General features: G+C 67.2%; 14 protein-coding genes. 12 read left to right on the top strand and 2 right to left on the bottom strand.

From position 1 onward, the window contains the following. Nucleotides 1-33: 33 nt before the first annotated feature. The 6 genes from ACNJ7E_RS21605 to ACNJ7E_RS21630 all read left to right on the top strand — a co-directional run bounded on the left by ACNJ7E_RS21605 (nucleotide 34) and on the right by ACNJ7E_RS21630 (nucleotide 4349). Nucleotides 34-939, top strand: coding sequence for a hypothetical protein (locus tag ACNJ7E_RS21605; RefSeq protein ID WP_418340966.1), 906 nt, complete (start codon nucleotides 34-36; stop codon nucleotides 937-939). Between the two features lie 94 nt (nucleotides 940-1033). Then, complete coding sequence (gene rplS / locus ACNJ7E_RS21610; RefSeq protein WP_005240490.1) at nucleotides 1034-1375, top strand: 50S ribosomal protein L19; 342 nt, start codon at nucleotides 1034-1036, stop codon at nucleotides 1373-1375. Between the two features lie 81 nt (nucleotides 1376-1456). Continuing rightward, a complete protein-coding gene (gene lepB / locus ACNJ7E_RS21615) occupies nucleotides 1457-2239 on the top strand; it encodes a signal peptidase I (RefSeq protein WP_283354801.1) in 783 nt (260 codons plus the stop codon). Further along, complete coding sequence (locus tag ACNJ7E_RS21620) at nucleotides 2236-2916, top strand: ribonuclease HII (RefSeq protein WP_105413024.1); 681 nt, start codon at nucleotides 2236-2238, stop codon at nucleotides 2914-2916. Before lepB ends, ACNJ7E_RS21620 begins: the two co-directional genes overlap by 4 nt. Before the next feature lie 37 nt (nucleotides 2917-2953). Beyond that, a complete protein-coding gene (locus ACNJ7E_RS21625) occupies nucleotides 2954-3271 on the top strand; it encodes a DUF2469 domain-containing protein (protein WP_005240496.1) in 318 nt (105 codons plus the stop codon). Between the two features lie 34 nt (nucleotides 3272-3305). Then, nucleotides 3306-4349 (top strand): patatin-like phospholipase family protein, encoded by a 1044-nt coding sequence (locus ACNJ7E_RS21630; protein ID WP_283354793.1) that lies wholly within the window; start codon nucleotides 3306-3308, stop codon nucleotides 4347-4349. A gap of 56 nt (nucleotides 4350-4405) precedes the next feature. On the opposite strand, the gene ACNJ7E_RS21635 is transcribed toward ACNJ7E_RS21630, so the two are convergent. Together ACNJ7E_RS21635 and ACNJ7E_RS21640 are read right to left on the bottom strand one after the other, a co-directional pair. Continuing rightward, nucleotides 4406-5749 (bottom strand): MFS transporter, encoded by a 1344-nt coding sequence (locus tag ACNJ7E_RS21635; RefSeq protein WP_317568927.1) that lies wholly within the window; start codon nucleotides 5747-5749, stop codon nucleotides 4406-4408. Beyond that, a complete protein-coding gene (locus ACNJ7E_RS21640; RefSeq protein ID WP_418340921.1) occupies nucleotides 5746-7464 on the bottom strand; it encodes an amidohydrolase in 1719 nt (572 codons plus the stop codon). Before ACNJ7E_RS21640 ends, ACNJ7E_RS21635 begins: the two co-directional genes overlap by 4 nt. Nucleotides 7465-7687: 223 nt before the next feature. On the opposite strand from ACNJ7E_RS21640, the gene ACNJ7E_RS21645 reads away from it, so the two are divergent. The 6 genes from ACNJ7E_RS21645 to ACNJ7E_RS21670 all read left to right on the top strand — a co-directional run bounded on the left by ACNJ7E_RS21645 (nucleotide 7688) and on the right by ACNJ7E_RS21670 (nucleotide 14780). Beyond that, a complete protein-coding gene (locus ACNJ7E_RS21645; RefSeq protein WP_418340922.1) occupies nucleotides 7688-8590 on the top strand; it encodes an Lrp/AsnC family transcriptional regulator in 903 nt (300 codons plus the stop codon). Nucleotides 8591-8643: 53 nt separating this feature from the next. Continuing rightward, nucleotides 8644-9516, top strand: a complete 873-nt coding sequence (locus tag ACNJ7E_RS21650; RefSeq protein ID WP_418340923.1) for an LLM class F420-dependent oxidoreductase — start codon at nucleotides 8644-8646, stop codon at nucleotides 9514-9516. 209 nt (nucleotides 9517-9725) lie between these two features. Beyond that, nucleotides 9726-10082, top strand: a complete 357-nt coding sequence (locus ACNJ7E_RS21655) for a YraN family protein (RefSeq protein ID WP_005259362.1) — start codon at nucleotides 9726-9728, stop codon at nucleotides 10080-10082. Continuing rightward, entirely contained in the window at nucleotides 10082-11590 is a 1509-nt protein-coding gene (locus ACNJ7E_RS21660) for a YifB family Mg chelatase-like AAA ATPase (RefSeq protein WP_283334793.1), read from the top strand. The genes ACNJ7E_RS21655 and ACNJ7E_RS21660 overlap by 1 nt, the downstream gene beginning before the upstream one ends. Further along, nucleotides 11587-12741 carry a DNA-processing protein DprA gene (gene dprA / locus ACNJ7E_RS21665; RefSeq protein ID WP_418340924.1) on the top strand — a complete coding sequence of 385 codons (1155 nt, stop codon included), beginning with the start codon at nucleotides 11587-11589 and terminating at the stop codon, nucleotides 12739-12741. Before ACNJ7E_RS21660 ends, dprA begins: the two co-directional genes overlap by 4 nt. A gap of 491 nt (nucleotides 12742-13232) precedes the next feature. After that, nucleotides 13233-14780, top strand: coding sequence for an acyl-CoA carboxylase subunit beta (locus ACNJ7E_RS21670; RefSeq protein ID WP_418340925.1), 1548 nt, complete (start codon nucleotides 13233-13235; stop codon nucleotides 14778-14780). Nucleotides 14781-14825 lie beyond the last annotated feature (45 nt).

A 14825-nucleotide genomic window follows, 5' to 3' on the forward strand; every position in this document is an offset into this window, starting at 1 on the left:
GTGACCAGTTCTTTACTGGGATAGTGGATGCCGATGTACGAATGGCTGGATCGGGAAATCGTCGGGCACGGGCGCCTGCCTCTGCTCTTTTTCCTGCTCGGGTTTCTCGCGGCGTTCCTGTTCATCCGGTTGAGCGTGCGGATGATCCGCGCCGAGGTGTCGTGGTGGCCGGGCAACGTGAAACCCGGCGGGCATCACGTCCACCACGTGGTGTTCGGCGTCGTGACGATGCTCGTGTCGGGAGTGTCCCTCATCGCCGTGTACGAGGACGGCACCCAGACCACCGGCGCCGTCCTCGCCACGTTCTTCGGGATCGGCGCCGCGCTGGTGCTGGACGAGTTCGCGCTGATCTTCTACCTGCAGGACGTGTACTGGGCGGATGAGGGCCGGACGTCGGTCGATGCCGTGTTCGTGGCGATCGCGGTGACGGGTCTGCTGCTGCTCGGACTCCGGCCGCTCGAACTTATCAACGTCACCGACTTCCGGGACTCGCCGGATCCGTGGGTGCGGGTCGCAATCGGGTTGTCGTCCGTGATCAACCTGCTCATCGCGGCGGTGGTGCTGCTGAAGGGCAAGATCTGGACGGGGTTGCTCGGCCTGTTCGTCTTTCCGATCCTGCTGATCGGGGCGCTCCGATTGAGCCGGCCGAGCGCACCGTGGGCCCGGTGGCGCTACACCTCCAAGCCGAAGCGGATGCTCCGCGCACTCGAACGGGAGCGGAAGTGGCGTCGGCCGGTCATCCGCGCCAAGATCTTCGTGCAGGACTTCATCGCGGGAACTCCCAGCGCAGTACACGTGAAGGAAGCCGCGGAGCATGCCAGGGTGGCGGCGGAGGTCGAACTCGACCACGTGGTGCACGCGGCGCCGCCGCCGATTTCTCTTCACCCGGTGGCGTCTGGCACAATGGACGGGTTGCCTGGACCAGGCAGCAGTACTTGATCTGGGCACGAACCAGACGAGCACCGGTGTTCTTCGAACGTCCGGGTGCCGCTCGGTTCCTCTGCTCCTGCGAAAACGCAAGGATGGAACACCGATGAACACTCTCGATTTCCTGGACAAGAAGTCCCTCCGCGACGACATTCCCGAGTTCCGTCCCGGCGACACCCTCAACGTGCACGTCAAGGTCATCGAAGGCTCGAAGGAGCGCGTGCAGGTCTTCAAGGGCGTCGTGATCCGCCGTCAGGGCGGCGGCGTCCGCGAGACCTTCACCGTCCGCAAGGTCTCCTTCGGTGTCGGCGTCGAGCGCACCTTCCCGGTACACAGCCCCAACCTGGCGCAGATCGAGGTCGTCACCCGCGGTGACGTCCGTCGCGCCAAGCTGTACTACCTCCGCGATCTGCGTGGCAAGGCCGCCAAGATCAAGGAAAAGCGCTGACCTTTCCGATGAGCCCGGCACTGCGTACTCGCAGTGCCGGGCTAATCTGATTTCGTGACAGATTCTTCGAAGGAGCGGGCATTGTCGTCGGAATCCGAGACCACCGGCGATTCGGCCGCCACCTCCGCCGTGAACGGCGGAGCGGCGGAGCCCGAGAAGAAGCCCCGCTCCTTCCTCCGCGAGTTGCCGATCCTGATTCTGGTCGCGCTCGTTCTGAGTTTCCTGTTGCAGACGTTCGTCGCCCGGGTGTATCTCATTCCGTCCGAATCGATGGAACCGACGCTGCACGGGTGCGCGGGCTGCACCGGCGACCGCATCGTGGTCGAGAAGATCGGTTACCGCTTCGGTGAAGCGCAACCGGGTGACGTCATCGTGTTCCGCGGCCCCGATTCGTGGTCACAGGATTTCGTCTCCACCCGGTCCTCCAACGTGGTGATCCGCGGTGCGCAGGAACTCGGTTCCCTCGTCGGACTCGTCCCCCCGGACGAGAACGACCTCGTCAAGCGTGTGATCGCCACCGGCGGTCAGACCGTCGAATGCTGCGACGACCAGGGCCGGATCCTGGTCGACGGCAAGCCGCTCGACGAGCCCTACGTCGTCATGGATTTCCCGTTCGTCCCCGGCTCCCAGGCCTGCGACACAGCACTGAAGTCGGCGCGCTGCTTCGGTCCGGTCACCGTGCCCGACGGGCACCTGTGGGTGATGGGCGACAATCGCAGCAACTCCGCGGACTCGCGGTACCACGTGGGCGACGACATGCAAGGCACCATCCCGCTCGACAACGTGATCGGTAAGGCCGTCTTCATCGCGTTGCCGCCGTCGCGGATGGGCACGATCAGTTCACCTGATATCCAGGGCAAGTGACTTCCTGGCCTCCACGCACCGTCATTCGCAGGTCGTCCGGTCTGCGGACAATGGAGTCGGCCCTGGTCCGTAGCGGCCTCGGGCCGGTGGCCGGTGTCGACGAGGCAGGCCGGGGCGCGTGTGCGGGGCCGCTCGTCGTGGCGGCCTGCGTGCTCGCGCCGAAGCCGTATCCGGCGCTGGCGCGCCTCGACGATTCGAAGAAGCTCACCGAACGCACGCGTGAAGAGCTGTTCCCGGCCATCACCCGGCTCGCGGTGGCGTGGAGCGTCGTATCTTTTCCGGCCGAGGAAGTCGACCGGATGGGTGTGCACGTAGCCAACATCGAGGGCATGCGACGTGCCGTCGCCGGGCTCTCGACCACCCCGGGTTACGTTCTCACCGACGGCTTCCGCGTCCCGGGCCTGCCGGCCCCGTCGCTGCCGGTGATCGGCGGCGACGCCGCGGCGGCATGCATCGCGGCGGCGAGCGTGCTGGCCAAGGTCTCTCGTGACCGGGTGATGGTCGCGATGGACGAGACACATCCCGGTTACGGTTTCGCGATCCACAAGGGGTACAACACGCCCGCGCACCTGGCGGCTCTCGAGAAGCTGGGCCCGTGCCCGGAGCACCGCCGCTCGTGGTCGAACGTCGCCGCGCTGATACACCGAGTGGATAACAGTTCCGGAAGTGCGAGATGATGACAATTCACACCAGAGCAGGAGGACTCCGAGACCGATGAGTGCCGAGGATCTCGAGAAGTACGAAACCGAGATGGAGCTGTCGCTCTACCGCGAGTACCGGGACATCGTCGGTCAGTTCTCCTATGTCGTGGAGACGGAGCGCCGGTTCTATCTGGCCAACTCGGTGGAGTTGCTGCCGCACAACGCGGACGGAGAGATTTACTTCGAGCTGCGGATGTCCGATGCGTGGGTGTGGGACATGTACCGCCCCGCGCGTTTCGTGAAGTATGTCCGCGTCATCACGTTCAAGGACGTGAACATCGAGGAGCTCGACAAGCCGGACCTGCGGCTCCCCGACAACGGTCTGTCCTGACGATCCGGAGTTCTCGTCCGCGTACGATCATCCGATGACCGGACCGAGGCGCGTCGCGCTGGCTCTGGGTAGCGGCGGTGCGCGGGGATACGCCCACATCGGAGCGATCCAGGTACTCGAGGAGCGCGGATTCGAGATCGTCGGTGTCGCAGGCTCGTCGATGGGTGCCCTGGTGGGTGGACTCCACGCAGCGGGCAAGCTCGACGACTTCACCCGGTGGGCGATCGGCCTGACCCAGCTCGACGTCGTGCGTCTTCTCGACCTGTCGGTGTCCGCACCCGGAGCCATCCACGCCGAGAAGATCCTGCAACGGGTCAGGGAGATACTCGGCGAGATCCGCATCGAAGACCTTCCGATTCCGTATACTGCCGTGGCCACCGATCTCGCTGCGGGCCGGTCGGTGTGGTTCCAGCGAGGGCCCGTCGACGCGGCGATCCGTGCGTCGATCGCCATCCCCGGCGTCATCACGCCGTATGTGCTGAACGGCCGAGTCCTCGCCGACGGTGGGGTGCTCGACCCTTTGCCGATGGCGCCGCTCGTCTCCGTGAGCGCCGACCTGACCGTCGGAATCAGCCTGAGCGCCGAGGATCGGGACGGGCGCTCGCTGTCACCGGAGAACGTCAGCGCCGATTCGCGGCCGGTGGACGAATGGGTGGCGCGCTTCCGCCGGAGCGCCGCGCAGCTGCGTGACCTGGACATCGTGCGGTCGGTCGTGGGGCGGTTCGGCGCTGCGCAGACCGACCCGGATCCGTCGGACGAGCAGGACGGCCAGGTGATCGGCGATCAGACAGTGGTCGAGGGCGACGCCGTGGCCGTCCCGAAGTTCAGCCGGTTCGCGGTGATGAACCGTTCGCTTGACGTGATGCAGGCGACGTTGGCTCGTTATCAGCTCGCCGCGTATCCACCGGACGTGCACGTTCGGGTGCCCCGGAACGCGTGCCGCAGTCTCGACTTCCATCGTGCCGCCGAAATGATCGAACTGGGTCGGGTTCTCACCGGGCGTGCGCTCGACGACGCCGGTCTCGTCTCGCCGGCAGCCGCTGTGTCTCCGGCAGATTCGGACGGCGAGCCCACCTGACAGGTGGAAGGGCCGGTGCTGCACACGCACCACCGGCCCTTCCCGTCGCGGGGATGTCAGCTCGAGGCTGGAGCCCGGGCGGCGCCCAGGTCGCCCACCGATTCGTCGGACTCGCCGTCGACGTGATCGACGTGCTGCGGCGCCACGAGCAGGCAGAGAATGCTGACCGCGCACATTCCGATCAGGAGGCCGATCACCGGCCACACACTGCCGGTTGCCTGGAACATGAGCGTGGACACCAACGGGGACAGCCCACCGAAGATCGCGCCCGCGCCCTGGTAGGCGAGGGAGATGCTGGTGTACCGGGCCTGCGGCCGGAACATCTGCGACAGCACCGCCGCGATCGGGCCGTACGTCGCGGCCAGGACGAGCCGCATGACGGCGAAGGTCAGGAAGATCAGGATCACCGACCCGGATTTGAGGACCAGGAACTGTGGTGCGGCGAGCACCGCGACGGCCAGCAGTCCGTAGATCACCACGCGGATCCGGCCGACCTTGTCGCCGAGCCACGCCACCCCGAGCGTGGCGATCAATTCCACCACCGCGGCCACGCTGAGCGCGTTGAGGACGAGTGTCTCGGACAGCCCGACGTCCGGGTCGGTGGCGTACGCCGTGATGAACGTCGTCACGAGGTAGTAGCCACCCACCGCGACGGGCAGGATGCCCATGCCGAGCAGGATCGGGCGCCAGTTGGTGACGATGGCGTACTTCAGCGGCAGCGCTTCGGGTTCGGTCGCCGTCTGCACCTCGGACTCGAAGACGGGAGATTCCTCCACCTTCAGTCGCACCAGCAGACCCACGCCGATCAGCAGCGCCGAGCACAGGAACGGCAGCCGCCACGCCCAGTCCCGCAGGGCGTCGTCGCCGAAGGTCGAGAGGACACTGAAGAACCCGGTGGCGAGCAGCGCGCCTGCGGGGTTACCCAGCTGTGCGAATCCGCCGTAGAACGTCTTCTTGTCCTCGGGCGCGTGTTCGACCGCCATCAGCACGGCGCCACCCCATTCGCCGCCCACCGCGAAGCCCTGCACGAAGCGCAGCATCACGAGCAGCAGCGGCGCCCAGAACCCGATCTGCGCGTACGTCGGCAGGGCGCCGATCAGGAACGTGCCCGCGCCCATCAGGGTGAGCGTCACGACGAGCGCCGTCCGCCGGCCGACCCGGTCGCCGACATGTCCGAAGACGATGCCGCCGAGCGGGCGGGCGAAGAAGCCCACCGCGTAGGTGGCGAACGCGGCGGCGATGCCGGTCAGGCGGTCGGTGTCGGAGGGGAAGAAGATCTCACCGAACACCAGGGCCGCCGCCGTGGCGTACACGTAGAAGTCGTACCACTCGATGGTGGTGCCGACGAAGGCCGCGAAACCCGCCCTGCGGGCCTTGGCGATCTGGGTGTCGTGACTCATGACTGATCCTCGGTGGTTGCAATGGTCGAGAATAGGTCGCTGCGGGTGGAATGCGCCAATTCGCCGTCGATCCACGTTTCACGAACCTCGATGTCGGCAATGGTGTGCGGGTCGACGGTGAGAGGGTCGGAGCCGAGGACCACGAAATCGGCGCGCTTGCCGGGGGAGATGCTGCCGAGTTCGGATTCCCTTCCGAGCGCGCGGGCCCCGTTCAGCGTGTGCGCGGTGAGCGCCTGGGCAGCGGTCAGCCGCAACGCGTTCGAGCCGAGCTGATGTCCCTGCCGGGTGATGCGGGTGACGGCGGCCTGGATCGCCTCGAGTGGTTTGGGCTCGGCGACGGGTGCGTCGGAACTGATCGTGACCGGCACGCCGGCTTCGACGAATTCCCCGAGGGGATTGAAACGCTCACCCGGCGTGCCGATGGCCGCGGTCACGCCCTCGCCCCAGTTGTAGTAGTGCTGCGGCTGGTTGACGGGGTACACCCCGAGTGCGTGCATCCGCGTGATCTGCTCGGGGGTCGGCAACCCGCAGTGCTCGATGCGATGACGGGCATCGGCGTCGGGATGCGCCTTCTGCGCGGCCTCGATCGCGTCGAGGACCATGTCGATGGCGGTCGGCGACTGCGCATGCGTCGCGGTCTGCAGGCCGACGGTGTGTGCCTTCGCGATCAGCGCCGCATAGTCGGCGGGCTCGTGATAGAGCTGCCCGGTCCGGCATGGGTCGCCCACGTACCCATCAGGGAAGTAGGCGGTCCAACCGCCGAGAGTGCCGTCGGCGTAGAACTTGATCCCGCCGAACGCGAGACGTGAGTTGCCGAACGCACCGTGCAGCCCGGTGTCGAGCGCGTGATCGAGCAGGTGGCTGAGCAGGTACATGCTCACCCGGGTCTCGAGCCGGCCCTGCTCCGCCAGGCGCAGGTACATGTCGAACTCGCGCCGCGTCACCTGGCAGTCGCCGATCGTGGTCACGCCGCCCTCGAGGAACTTCTCCTGCGCCACGGAGAGCTGTCGCAGATGCTCCTCGGGTTCGTCCTCGAGGTGAAAATTCGGGCCGTGATGACCGACCTTGACGCCGTTCACGCCGGTGAGGATGTTGCAGGCGGCATCGGACAGTTGGCCGGTCAGCTCGCCGTCCGCGTCGCGGAAGAACTCGCCGCCGGGCGGATTCGGGGTGTCGCGGGTGACGCCGTGGAGTTCGAGGGTGAACGTGTTGACAACGCCGCCGTGACCGCTGGCGTTCATCAGGTAGACCTCGCGGTCGGTACCGACCTGATCGAGTTCCTCCTTCGTGGGATGACGGCCCTCGACGAGGTTGCGGTGCTCGTAGCCGTACCCGCGCACCGGGATCCCGGCAGGCTGATTCCCCGATGCCTCCTGCAGCAGCGCGACGATCTCGGGAATGGTGCGTGCCTTCTCGGGGCCGCAGTCCACCCAGCTGAGCATCTGGCCGTACATCAGGGGGTGGGCGTGCGGATCGACGAACCCGGGTACGACGGTCGCCCCGGCGAGATCGATGACGTCCGTCGTCCGGGTGCCGATCCTCCGCGCTTCCTCACGACATTCCGCAACGGTGCCGACCGCGGCGAAGCGATTGCCGTAGACGAGGAAGGCCTCGGCGCCCTCGGTGTCTGCGTCCACGGTGCGGAGCGTGCCGCCGGTGAAGACGGTGGCGGTGGCGTCGAGGGGGGACGCCTCGTGGTGGAACAGCTTGCGCATGGGGATCCTTCGAGATGGTGGTGTGGGTCACGTTCCGGTTGGGAGGGAAAATTACGCCCTGACCAGCGGCTGCGCAATACATCAAAGTTTCGGACCGAGCAGTCGACGGCGAATGTGTTCGATATCTGGAGCAGATTTGCACCGATTCGCAGAATCTGGAGGTATGTGCGATTCTTCTTCTCTGTCGGAAGTGCAGAAAGAAATCGAGAAATCTCCGGGCATCATGACTGTCGAACTGGATTCCAAGCTCATCGCGGCGTTGCAGTCGAACGGTCGCGCAACCTATCGGGAGCTCGCCGCGACCGTCGGAGTACCACGCGCCGCGGTGTCCACGCGCGTCCAGATGCTCCTCGACACCGGCACGGTGAGCGTCGTTGCCGTCGCCCACCCCGAGTTGCTGGGCCTCAAGGCGATGGCACACGTGTCCGTCGCCGTGTCGGGGCCGGTGGGTCCCGTGGCCGAGGTGCTCTGCGCGTCGGAGGCGGCCGTCTACATTTCCGCTGTGAGCGGGCAGTACAACATCATCGCCGAACTGCGCGTCCCCAGCCAGCGGGACCTCTACGACGCGATCGCGGCGATCCGTGCGGAACCCGGTGTCCGCACCGTCAACACGCTCTTCTACGCCGATGTCATCAAGGGAATTTTTATGCCCAAGAGCGCATTACGGGCCGACGTTCGACTGGACGCGAAAGACGTCGCGCTCATCGAGCTACTGGAACGGAACGGGCGGATGCCGTTTCTGGAACTGGCCGAACGCACCGGGCTCTCACCGAGCGCGGCGCGGAATCGCGTGAACCATCTGATCGACAGCACCGCGTTGCGCGTCGGAGCCGTCGTGAGGCGCCGCGGTGGCGGCAGAACCCTCGCCATGGGCATCGGTGTCAGCCTCGGATCGCGGGATCGGGAGGCGTGCGCGCAGATCGAGGACCTGCCGGGTATCGAGTTCCTGGCGCGGACACTCGGCAGATTCGACCTGATCGGCACGGTCGCCGCCGATTCGTCGGGTGACCTCTACTCTCTTGCCGAGCACATCCGGACGATCGACGGTGTGATGGCCTTGGAGACCTGGACGCATCTCGAGGTGTTCAAGGAGCACTACGCCCGTAGCCTCGACGTCCGCGGCTAGGAGCATCCCGGAAGCGAGTCACTTCGGCCGGGCAACTGTGAGACGATCGGCCGATGCGCCTCGGGTTGCACGCACTCGGGATCGGCACCGGCGCTCGTCGCGCGGTGATCGACTCGGTCGCGGGTGCCGCCGAGAACAGCGGATTCGCCACGCTGTGGGCAGGCGAGCACGTCGTGATGGTGGACCGGTCGGAGTCGCGGTATCCGTACGCGGACGACGGCCGGATCGCGGTCCCCGCCGTCGCGGATTGGCTCGACCCGATGATCGGGCTGAGCTTCGCCGCCGCTGCCACCCACACGATCGGCGTGGCCACCGGGGTGTTGCTACTGCCCGAACACAATCCTGTCCTCATGGCCAAGCAGGCCGCGACGTTGGATCTGATGAGTGGTGGCCGGCTGACGCTCGGCGTCGGCATCGGCTGGTCCCGGGAGGAATTCGCTGCGCTCGGCATTCCGTTCGAGGGACGTGGCGAGCGCGCCGCCGAATACGTCGCGGCGATGCGCACGCTGTGGCGTGACGACGTCGCGACGTTCGAGGGTGAGTTCGTCCGCGTCGATTCGGTGCGGGTCAATCCGAAACCCGTGCGAGATCGCCGGATTCCGGTCGTGCTCGGCGGCAACAGTGACGCGGCACTCCGCCGGGTCGCGGCGTGGGGCGACGGCTGGTACGGGTTCAATGTGGACGGCATCGACGCCGTCACCGAACGGATCCGGACGATCCACGCACTGTGCCGGGACGCGGGGCGCGACACGGAGGAGTTGCGCCTGGCCGTCGCCCTGCGGAAAGTGGACCCCTCCGACGTCGACGCGCTGGCCGACGCGGGAGTCGACGAACTCGTCCTCGTCGAGTCGCCACCCGGGGATCCCGGTGAGGCCGCCGACTGGGTGGCATCGCTCGCGCGCCGATGGATGCCCGCTGTCGGCTGACCGTTCGATTACCGGCTTGACAGGCTGAACTGGGCCTTTGGGAGAAACAGCTCCCGCACAGTGCCGAGTTGTCCACAACGTGCACTTCATCCACAGCCCAATTCGTTCGGCCAGTTCGGGCACCTCTTCCCGGAATGCGGGTCGGGCACGGTGATGCGAGAGACGCGGTTCGCATCGGTGGGCCGCCGGGGGACGGGGTGGAGGCTGCTGTGGCGCACAATCTCGCGCTTGGTGCACATGGGGAGGATCTGGCCGCCCGGTATCTCACCGAAGCGGGCATGGAGATCGTCGACCGAAACTGGCGATCCCGATACGGCGAAGTCGATCTCATTGCAGCAGAGGGAGACTGGCTCGTCTTCGTCGAGGTGAAGACACGGCGCGGCCTGGGATACGGCAGTCCCGCCGAGGCGGTGACGTTCTCGAAACAGCGCAGGATCCGCCTGCTGGCCGTCGAGTGGCTGCGGGACTCGGGCCGGCACTGGTCGCGGGTGCGGTTCGACGTGGTCGCGATCATGATCGGGCACGGTCCGCAGCCCCAGATCGAGCATGTCCGGGATGCGTTCTGATGGCGCTGGGGCGAGCACATTCGGTGGCCGTGACCGGGGTCGACGGTCAACTGGTCGAGATCGAGGCCGACATCGGCCGCGGACTCCCCGCGGTGCATCTGGTCGGGCTGCCGGACACCGCGCTGCAGGAGGCTCGGGACCGGATCAGGGCCGCGGTGGCGAACTCGGGCGAGGAGTGGCCGGATTCGAAGGTGATCCTCGCGCTGTCGCCGGCGACGCTGCCGAAGGTCGGGTCGGTCTACGATCTCGCGCTCGTCGCTGCCGTCCTGGACGCGGCCAAGCAGGTGAAGCGGCAGCGGCTGCGCGAGACCGTTCTGCTCGGAGAACTGGCGCTGGACGGGCGGCTCCGGTCGGTGCGCGGGATCCTGCCCGCGGTGCTCGCGGCGAAGAATGCGGGGTGGGCAACGGTAGTGGTTCCGGTGCAGTCGCTGCCCGAGGCAGGGCTGGTCGGTGGTGTCGAGGTGCTCGGCGCGCACGACCTGCGGGCGGCGATCGCGTGGCTGCGGGAGGAGCGGGATCTCGAGTATCCGGAGCCGGCGCAGTGGGTTGCGCAACCGGTGCGCGCCGATCTGAGCGAGGTGGTGGGTCAGGTAGAGGCGCGTTGGGCCATCGAGGTGGCGGCGGCGGGAGCGCACCACCTGATGCTCACCGGTCCACCCGGCGTGGGGAAGACGATGCTGGCGCAGCGACTTCCCGGGGTTCTGCCGCCGCTCACCGAGAGCGAATCGCTCGAGGTGACGGCAATCCACTCCGTGGCCGGGCTTCTGCCGCCCGAGCGTCCCCTCATCGACGTGCCGCCGTTCATCGCACCCCACCACACGGCGTCCGTGAGCGCACTCGTCGGCGGTGGAAGCGGTGTCGCGAAGCCCGGCGCCGTCAGTCGCGCCCACCGAGGGGTGCTGTTTCTCGACGAGTGCGCCGAGATCGGAACCAAGGTCCTCGAAGCCCTGCGGACCCCGCTCGAGGACGGGGAGGTGCGAATCGCGCGCCGGGACGGGGTCGCCCGCTATCCGGCGCGCTTCCAGCTGATTCTCGCGGCCAATCCGTGCCCGTGCGCGCCCGCGCGGGAAGCCGACTGCGTGTGCGCACCGACCGCTCGGCGACGCTACCTCGGGAAACTGTCGGGACCGCTGATGGATCGGGTGGATCTGCGAGTGCGGATGCAGGCCGTCGCGACCGGGGCGTTCATCGACGACGTCGGGGAGAGCACCGAGGACGTCCGCCAACGGGTTGCCGAGGCGCGGGCCGCCGCCGGCGAGCGGTGGAGCGACTACGGCTGGCGCACCAACGCTGAGGTGCCCGGACCGGCCCTGCGGCAGAAGTTCCGGTTGGCGCGGCCCGCGCTGGCGCCGGTGGAGCGTGCGCTACGGAAGGGACTGATCACGGCCCGGGGCGCCGATCGGGCGTTGCGGGTGGCCTGGACCGTGAGTGATCTGGCGGGACTCGACATGCCGGGCCCGGAGCAGGTGGTCACCGCGTTGGGGTTTCGTGATCGGAGCTTTCAGTGACAGTGGAAAGTCGAAGTGGTGCAAGCGATCTGAATGGTGTCCAGGATCCGCGGCGATTGGCGTGGGCGTATCTGTCGAAGGTAGTGCAGGGGCCGTGCCCGGCGCTGTCGCGGCTCGTGGAGAAGGTAGGTCCGGAGGAGGCTGCGCGGGCCGTGCGGGAGCGGGACCTGTCGGAGATGCTAGGGGAGCGGACCGTTGCCCGGGCGCATGTGGATACCGCCGCGCACGATCTGGAACTGGTGGCGGGGATGGGTGGCCGGCTCGTGACGCCGGACGACGACGAGTGGCCGCAGTGGCGGCTCCTCGGCTTCGGGAATTTGTCCCGGTCGAGGGACGAGGGCCCGCCGTTGGCCTTGTGGGTGCTCGGTTCGCGGCCGGTGACCGAACTGACCGATCGGGCGATCTCGATCGTGGGGACGCGGGCGGCGAGTGGTTACGGCGAACACGTGACTGCCGAGATTTCCGGTGATCTCGCCGTCGACGGGTGGACGATCGTGTCGGGTGCGGCGTTCGGGGTCGATGGTGCCGCGCATCGGGCAGCGCTGGGTGTCGGGGGCCTGACGGTGGCGGTGCTGGCGTGTGGTGTGGATCGCGCGTATCCGGCGGGGCATGCACGCATGTTGCGGCAGATCGCGCAGAACGGTGCGGTGATCAGTGAGTACGCGCCGGGCACGACACCCGCGAAGCATCGGTTTCTGGCGCGGAATCGTTTGGTGGCGAGCCTGTCCGACGGGGTGGTCGTGGTGGAGGCGGGATGGCGCAGCGGTGCGCGGAACACGGCGAGTTGGGCGCGCAAACTGGGGCGTCCAGTGATGGCCGTGCCGGGTCCGGTGACGTCGGCGTCGTCGACGGGGTGCAACCGGATGATTCGGGAGGGGGAGGCGCGGTTGGTCGCGAATGCCGGTGACGTGGTGGAGGAGGCCGGACCGATCGGGCTGCGGGAAGGCCTCGACGTGGTCCGCGATCTGGATGCGCTGTCGGGGGATGCCCTGCTGGTGTACGAGGCGTTGCCTGCGGTCGGGGCGCGTGGGGTCCGGGAGTTGTCCGAACTGTCCGGGGTCGCGGTGGAGCAGGTTCGGGCCGTGCTGCCGCTCTTGGAGATGGAGGGCTTCGTCGGCTCCGACGACACGGGGTGGTCGCGGCAGAAGTGAGACGAGGCGAGCCAGTCGAGAGCCCGCTCGGCGCGTGCTTCATCGTGCTCGGTTGCCCAAAGTGCGAGTCGAAGCGACTGATCGACGACGCATTGGGGTAGAAACTTCGTATCGCACCTCACAACCGCACGAAGGAGTGAGATATGGGGTCAGCCGAGGACTTGTGGCGGAACTTCGTCGCGCAGGTGTTGAGCTTGTTGATCGCCTCCGGCTCGTAGCGGAGCTGTTCGCCGATAACCCGAGGGCACGCCCTGGACCGACATCGCGCCCCGGGGCGATCAAGTCTGTGAAGTCCTCGAAGCGCTCCGCTCGACGGTTCCCACTCCACCTAGCGTTGTGCCGGAGGGGTAGTTGCGCCCGTCGTGGGTACTTGGAGTCCAGTCGTCTCACCCACGGCGCCCGGTCGGTGCACATCTGGTGTCCGATGAGGCAACTACCGGCGCCCCGGGAGTGCAGTCCGCTCGCGGGTGCGTCTCGAGGAGGAATCTCACATGACCAGGACCACGGCGGAACTGCTCGCTGATCTCGAGGATCGGCTCGAGCAATCGCTGAATCCGGGGAGCCCGAGGGCGATCGAGCGGCGCAAGGAGAAAGGTCTCCCCGGACCCCGCGAACGGATCCGGATGCTGCTCGATTCCGGCAGTTTCATCGAGGTCGGACAGATGGCGAGGAACCCGGGAGCCCCCGACAACCCCTACGGTGACGGCGTCGTCACCGGCCACGGAACCGTCGACGGACGTCCGGTGGCGGTGTTCTCGCACGACCACACCGTGTTCGGTGGCAGCGTGGGGGAGATGTTCGGTCGCAAGGTCGCATCGATCATGGAATTCGCGGGACGGATCGGCTGCCCCTGCGTCGGCATCAACGACTCCGGAGGCGCACGCGTACAGGACGCCGTCACGTCGCTCGCCTGGTACGCCGAAATGGGCCGCCGCCAGATCCCGCTGTCGGGAGTATGCCCGCAGGTTTCGATCCTCCTCGGCAAATGCGCGGGCGGCGCCGCGTACGCGCCGATCAACACAGACCTCGTTGTCGCCGTGGACGAGCAGGCGTACATGTTCGTCACCGGTCCCGGAGTCATCAAATCCGTCACCGGCGAGGACGTCACCCTCGACGAACTCGGCGGCGCCCGCGCCCAGGCCGAGAACGGGAACGTCCACCACGTCGCGCCGAGCGAGGAAGCGGCGTTCGCCTGGGTGCGTGATTATCTCGGCTTCCTCCCGTCCAGCAGGCACGAACAGGCGCCGATCGTGAACCCGGGACTCGAACCCGAGACCACCGACAACGATCTGGCGTTGAACGAGTTCATGCCGGACGCCGACAACGCCGCCTACGACATGCACGACCTGCTGCTGAACATCTTCGACGACGGCGACTTCCACGAACTCGCCGCGCAAACGGCACCGAACGTGATCACCGGATTCTCCCGGGTGGACGGACGATCCGTCGGAGTCGTGGCCAACCAGCCGCAATTCCTCAGTGGAGCACTGGATCGGGTCGGCGCCGACAAGGCGGCCCGCTTCGTGCGGATCTGCGACGCCTACGAGATTCCGCTCGTGTTCGTCGTCGACACGCCGGGCTTCCTACCCGGGCTGGAACAGGAGCGGAACGGCGTGCTCCGCAGCGGCGGACGTTTCCTGCAGGCGTTCGCGGCGGCCACCGTGCCCAAAGTGACTGTCGTGGTCCGCAAGTCCTACGGCGGCGGATACGCGGTGATGGGGTGCAAGCAACTCGGTGCCGACGTGAACTTCGCATGGCCGACCGCACGCATCGCGGTCATGGGCGCCGAGGCCGCGATCAGTCTCCTCTACCACCGCGAACTCGAAGCTGCCGGCGACGAACAGGACGCGATGCGGCAGCAACTCGTCGACGCCTACAACGAGAACGTCGCGACACCGTATTCGGCCGCCGAGCGCGGCTACATCGACGCAGTGATCGAACCGTCCGCCACCCGGCTCGAGATCCGGCGGGCGCTGACGTTGCTCCGCGACAAGCGCTCCGCCCGCGGCGAACAGAAGCACCACCTGATTCCGCTCTGACCGCCGTCGGTAGCCACCTCCTGTATCGTAGTTAGGTAACGCTAA

Origin of the sequence: Rhodococcus mengyinensis, from assembly GCF_048381435.1 — a bacterium.
GTDB lineage: Bacteria > Actinomycetota > Actinomycetes > Mycobacteriales > Mycobacteriaceae > Rhodococcus_F > Rhodococcus_F opacus_D.

Excerpts from the sequence above, each read along its gene's own strand:
- ACNJ7E_RS21625 (WP_005240496.1), top strand. The coding sequence starts at position 2,954 with ATGAGTGCCGAGGATCTCGAGAAGTACGAAACCGAGATGGAGCTGTCG.
- ACNJ7E_RS21670 (WP_418340925.1), top strand. The coding sequence starts at position 13,233 with ATGACCAGGACCACGGCGGAACTGCTCGCTGATCTCGAGGATCGGCTC.
- ACNJ7E_RS21645 (WP_418340922.1), top strand. The coding sequence starts at position 7,688 with ATGACTGTCGAACTGGATTCCAAGCTCATCGCGGCGTTGCAGTCGAAC.
- ACNJ7E_RS21635 (WP_317568927.1), bottom strand. The coding sequence starts at position 5,749 with ATGAGTCACGACACCCAGATCGCCAAGGCCCGCAGGGCGGGTTTCGCG.
- ACNJ7E_RS21650 (WP_418340923.1), top strand. The coding sequence starts at position 8,644 with ATGCGCCTCGGGTTGCACGCACTCGGGATCGGCACCGGCGCTCGTCGC.
- ACNJ7E_RS21660 (WP_283334793.1), top strand. The coding sequence starts at position 10,082 with ATGGCGCTGGGGCGAGCACATTCGGTGGCCGTGACCGGGGTCGACGGT.
- ACNJ7E_RS21605 (WP_418340966.1), top strand. The coding sequence starts at position 34 with ATGTACGAATGGCTGGATCGGGAAATCGTCGGGCACGGGCGCCTGCCT.
- rplS (WP_005240490.1), top strand. The coding sequence starts at position 1,034 with ATGAACACTCTCGATTTCCTGGACAAGAAGTCCCTCCGCGACGACATT.
- ACNJ7E_RS21640 (WP_418340921.1), bottom strand. The coding sequence starts at position 7,464 with ATGCGCAAGCTGTTCCACCACGAGGCGTCCCCCCTCGACGCCACCGCC.
- ACNJ7E_RS21630 (WP_283354793.1), top strand. The coding sequence starts at position 3,306 with ATGACCGGACCGAGGCGCGTCGCGCTGGCTCTGGGTAGCGGCGGTGCG.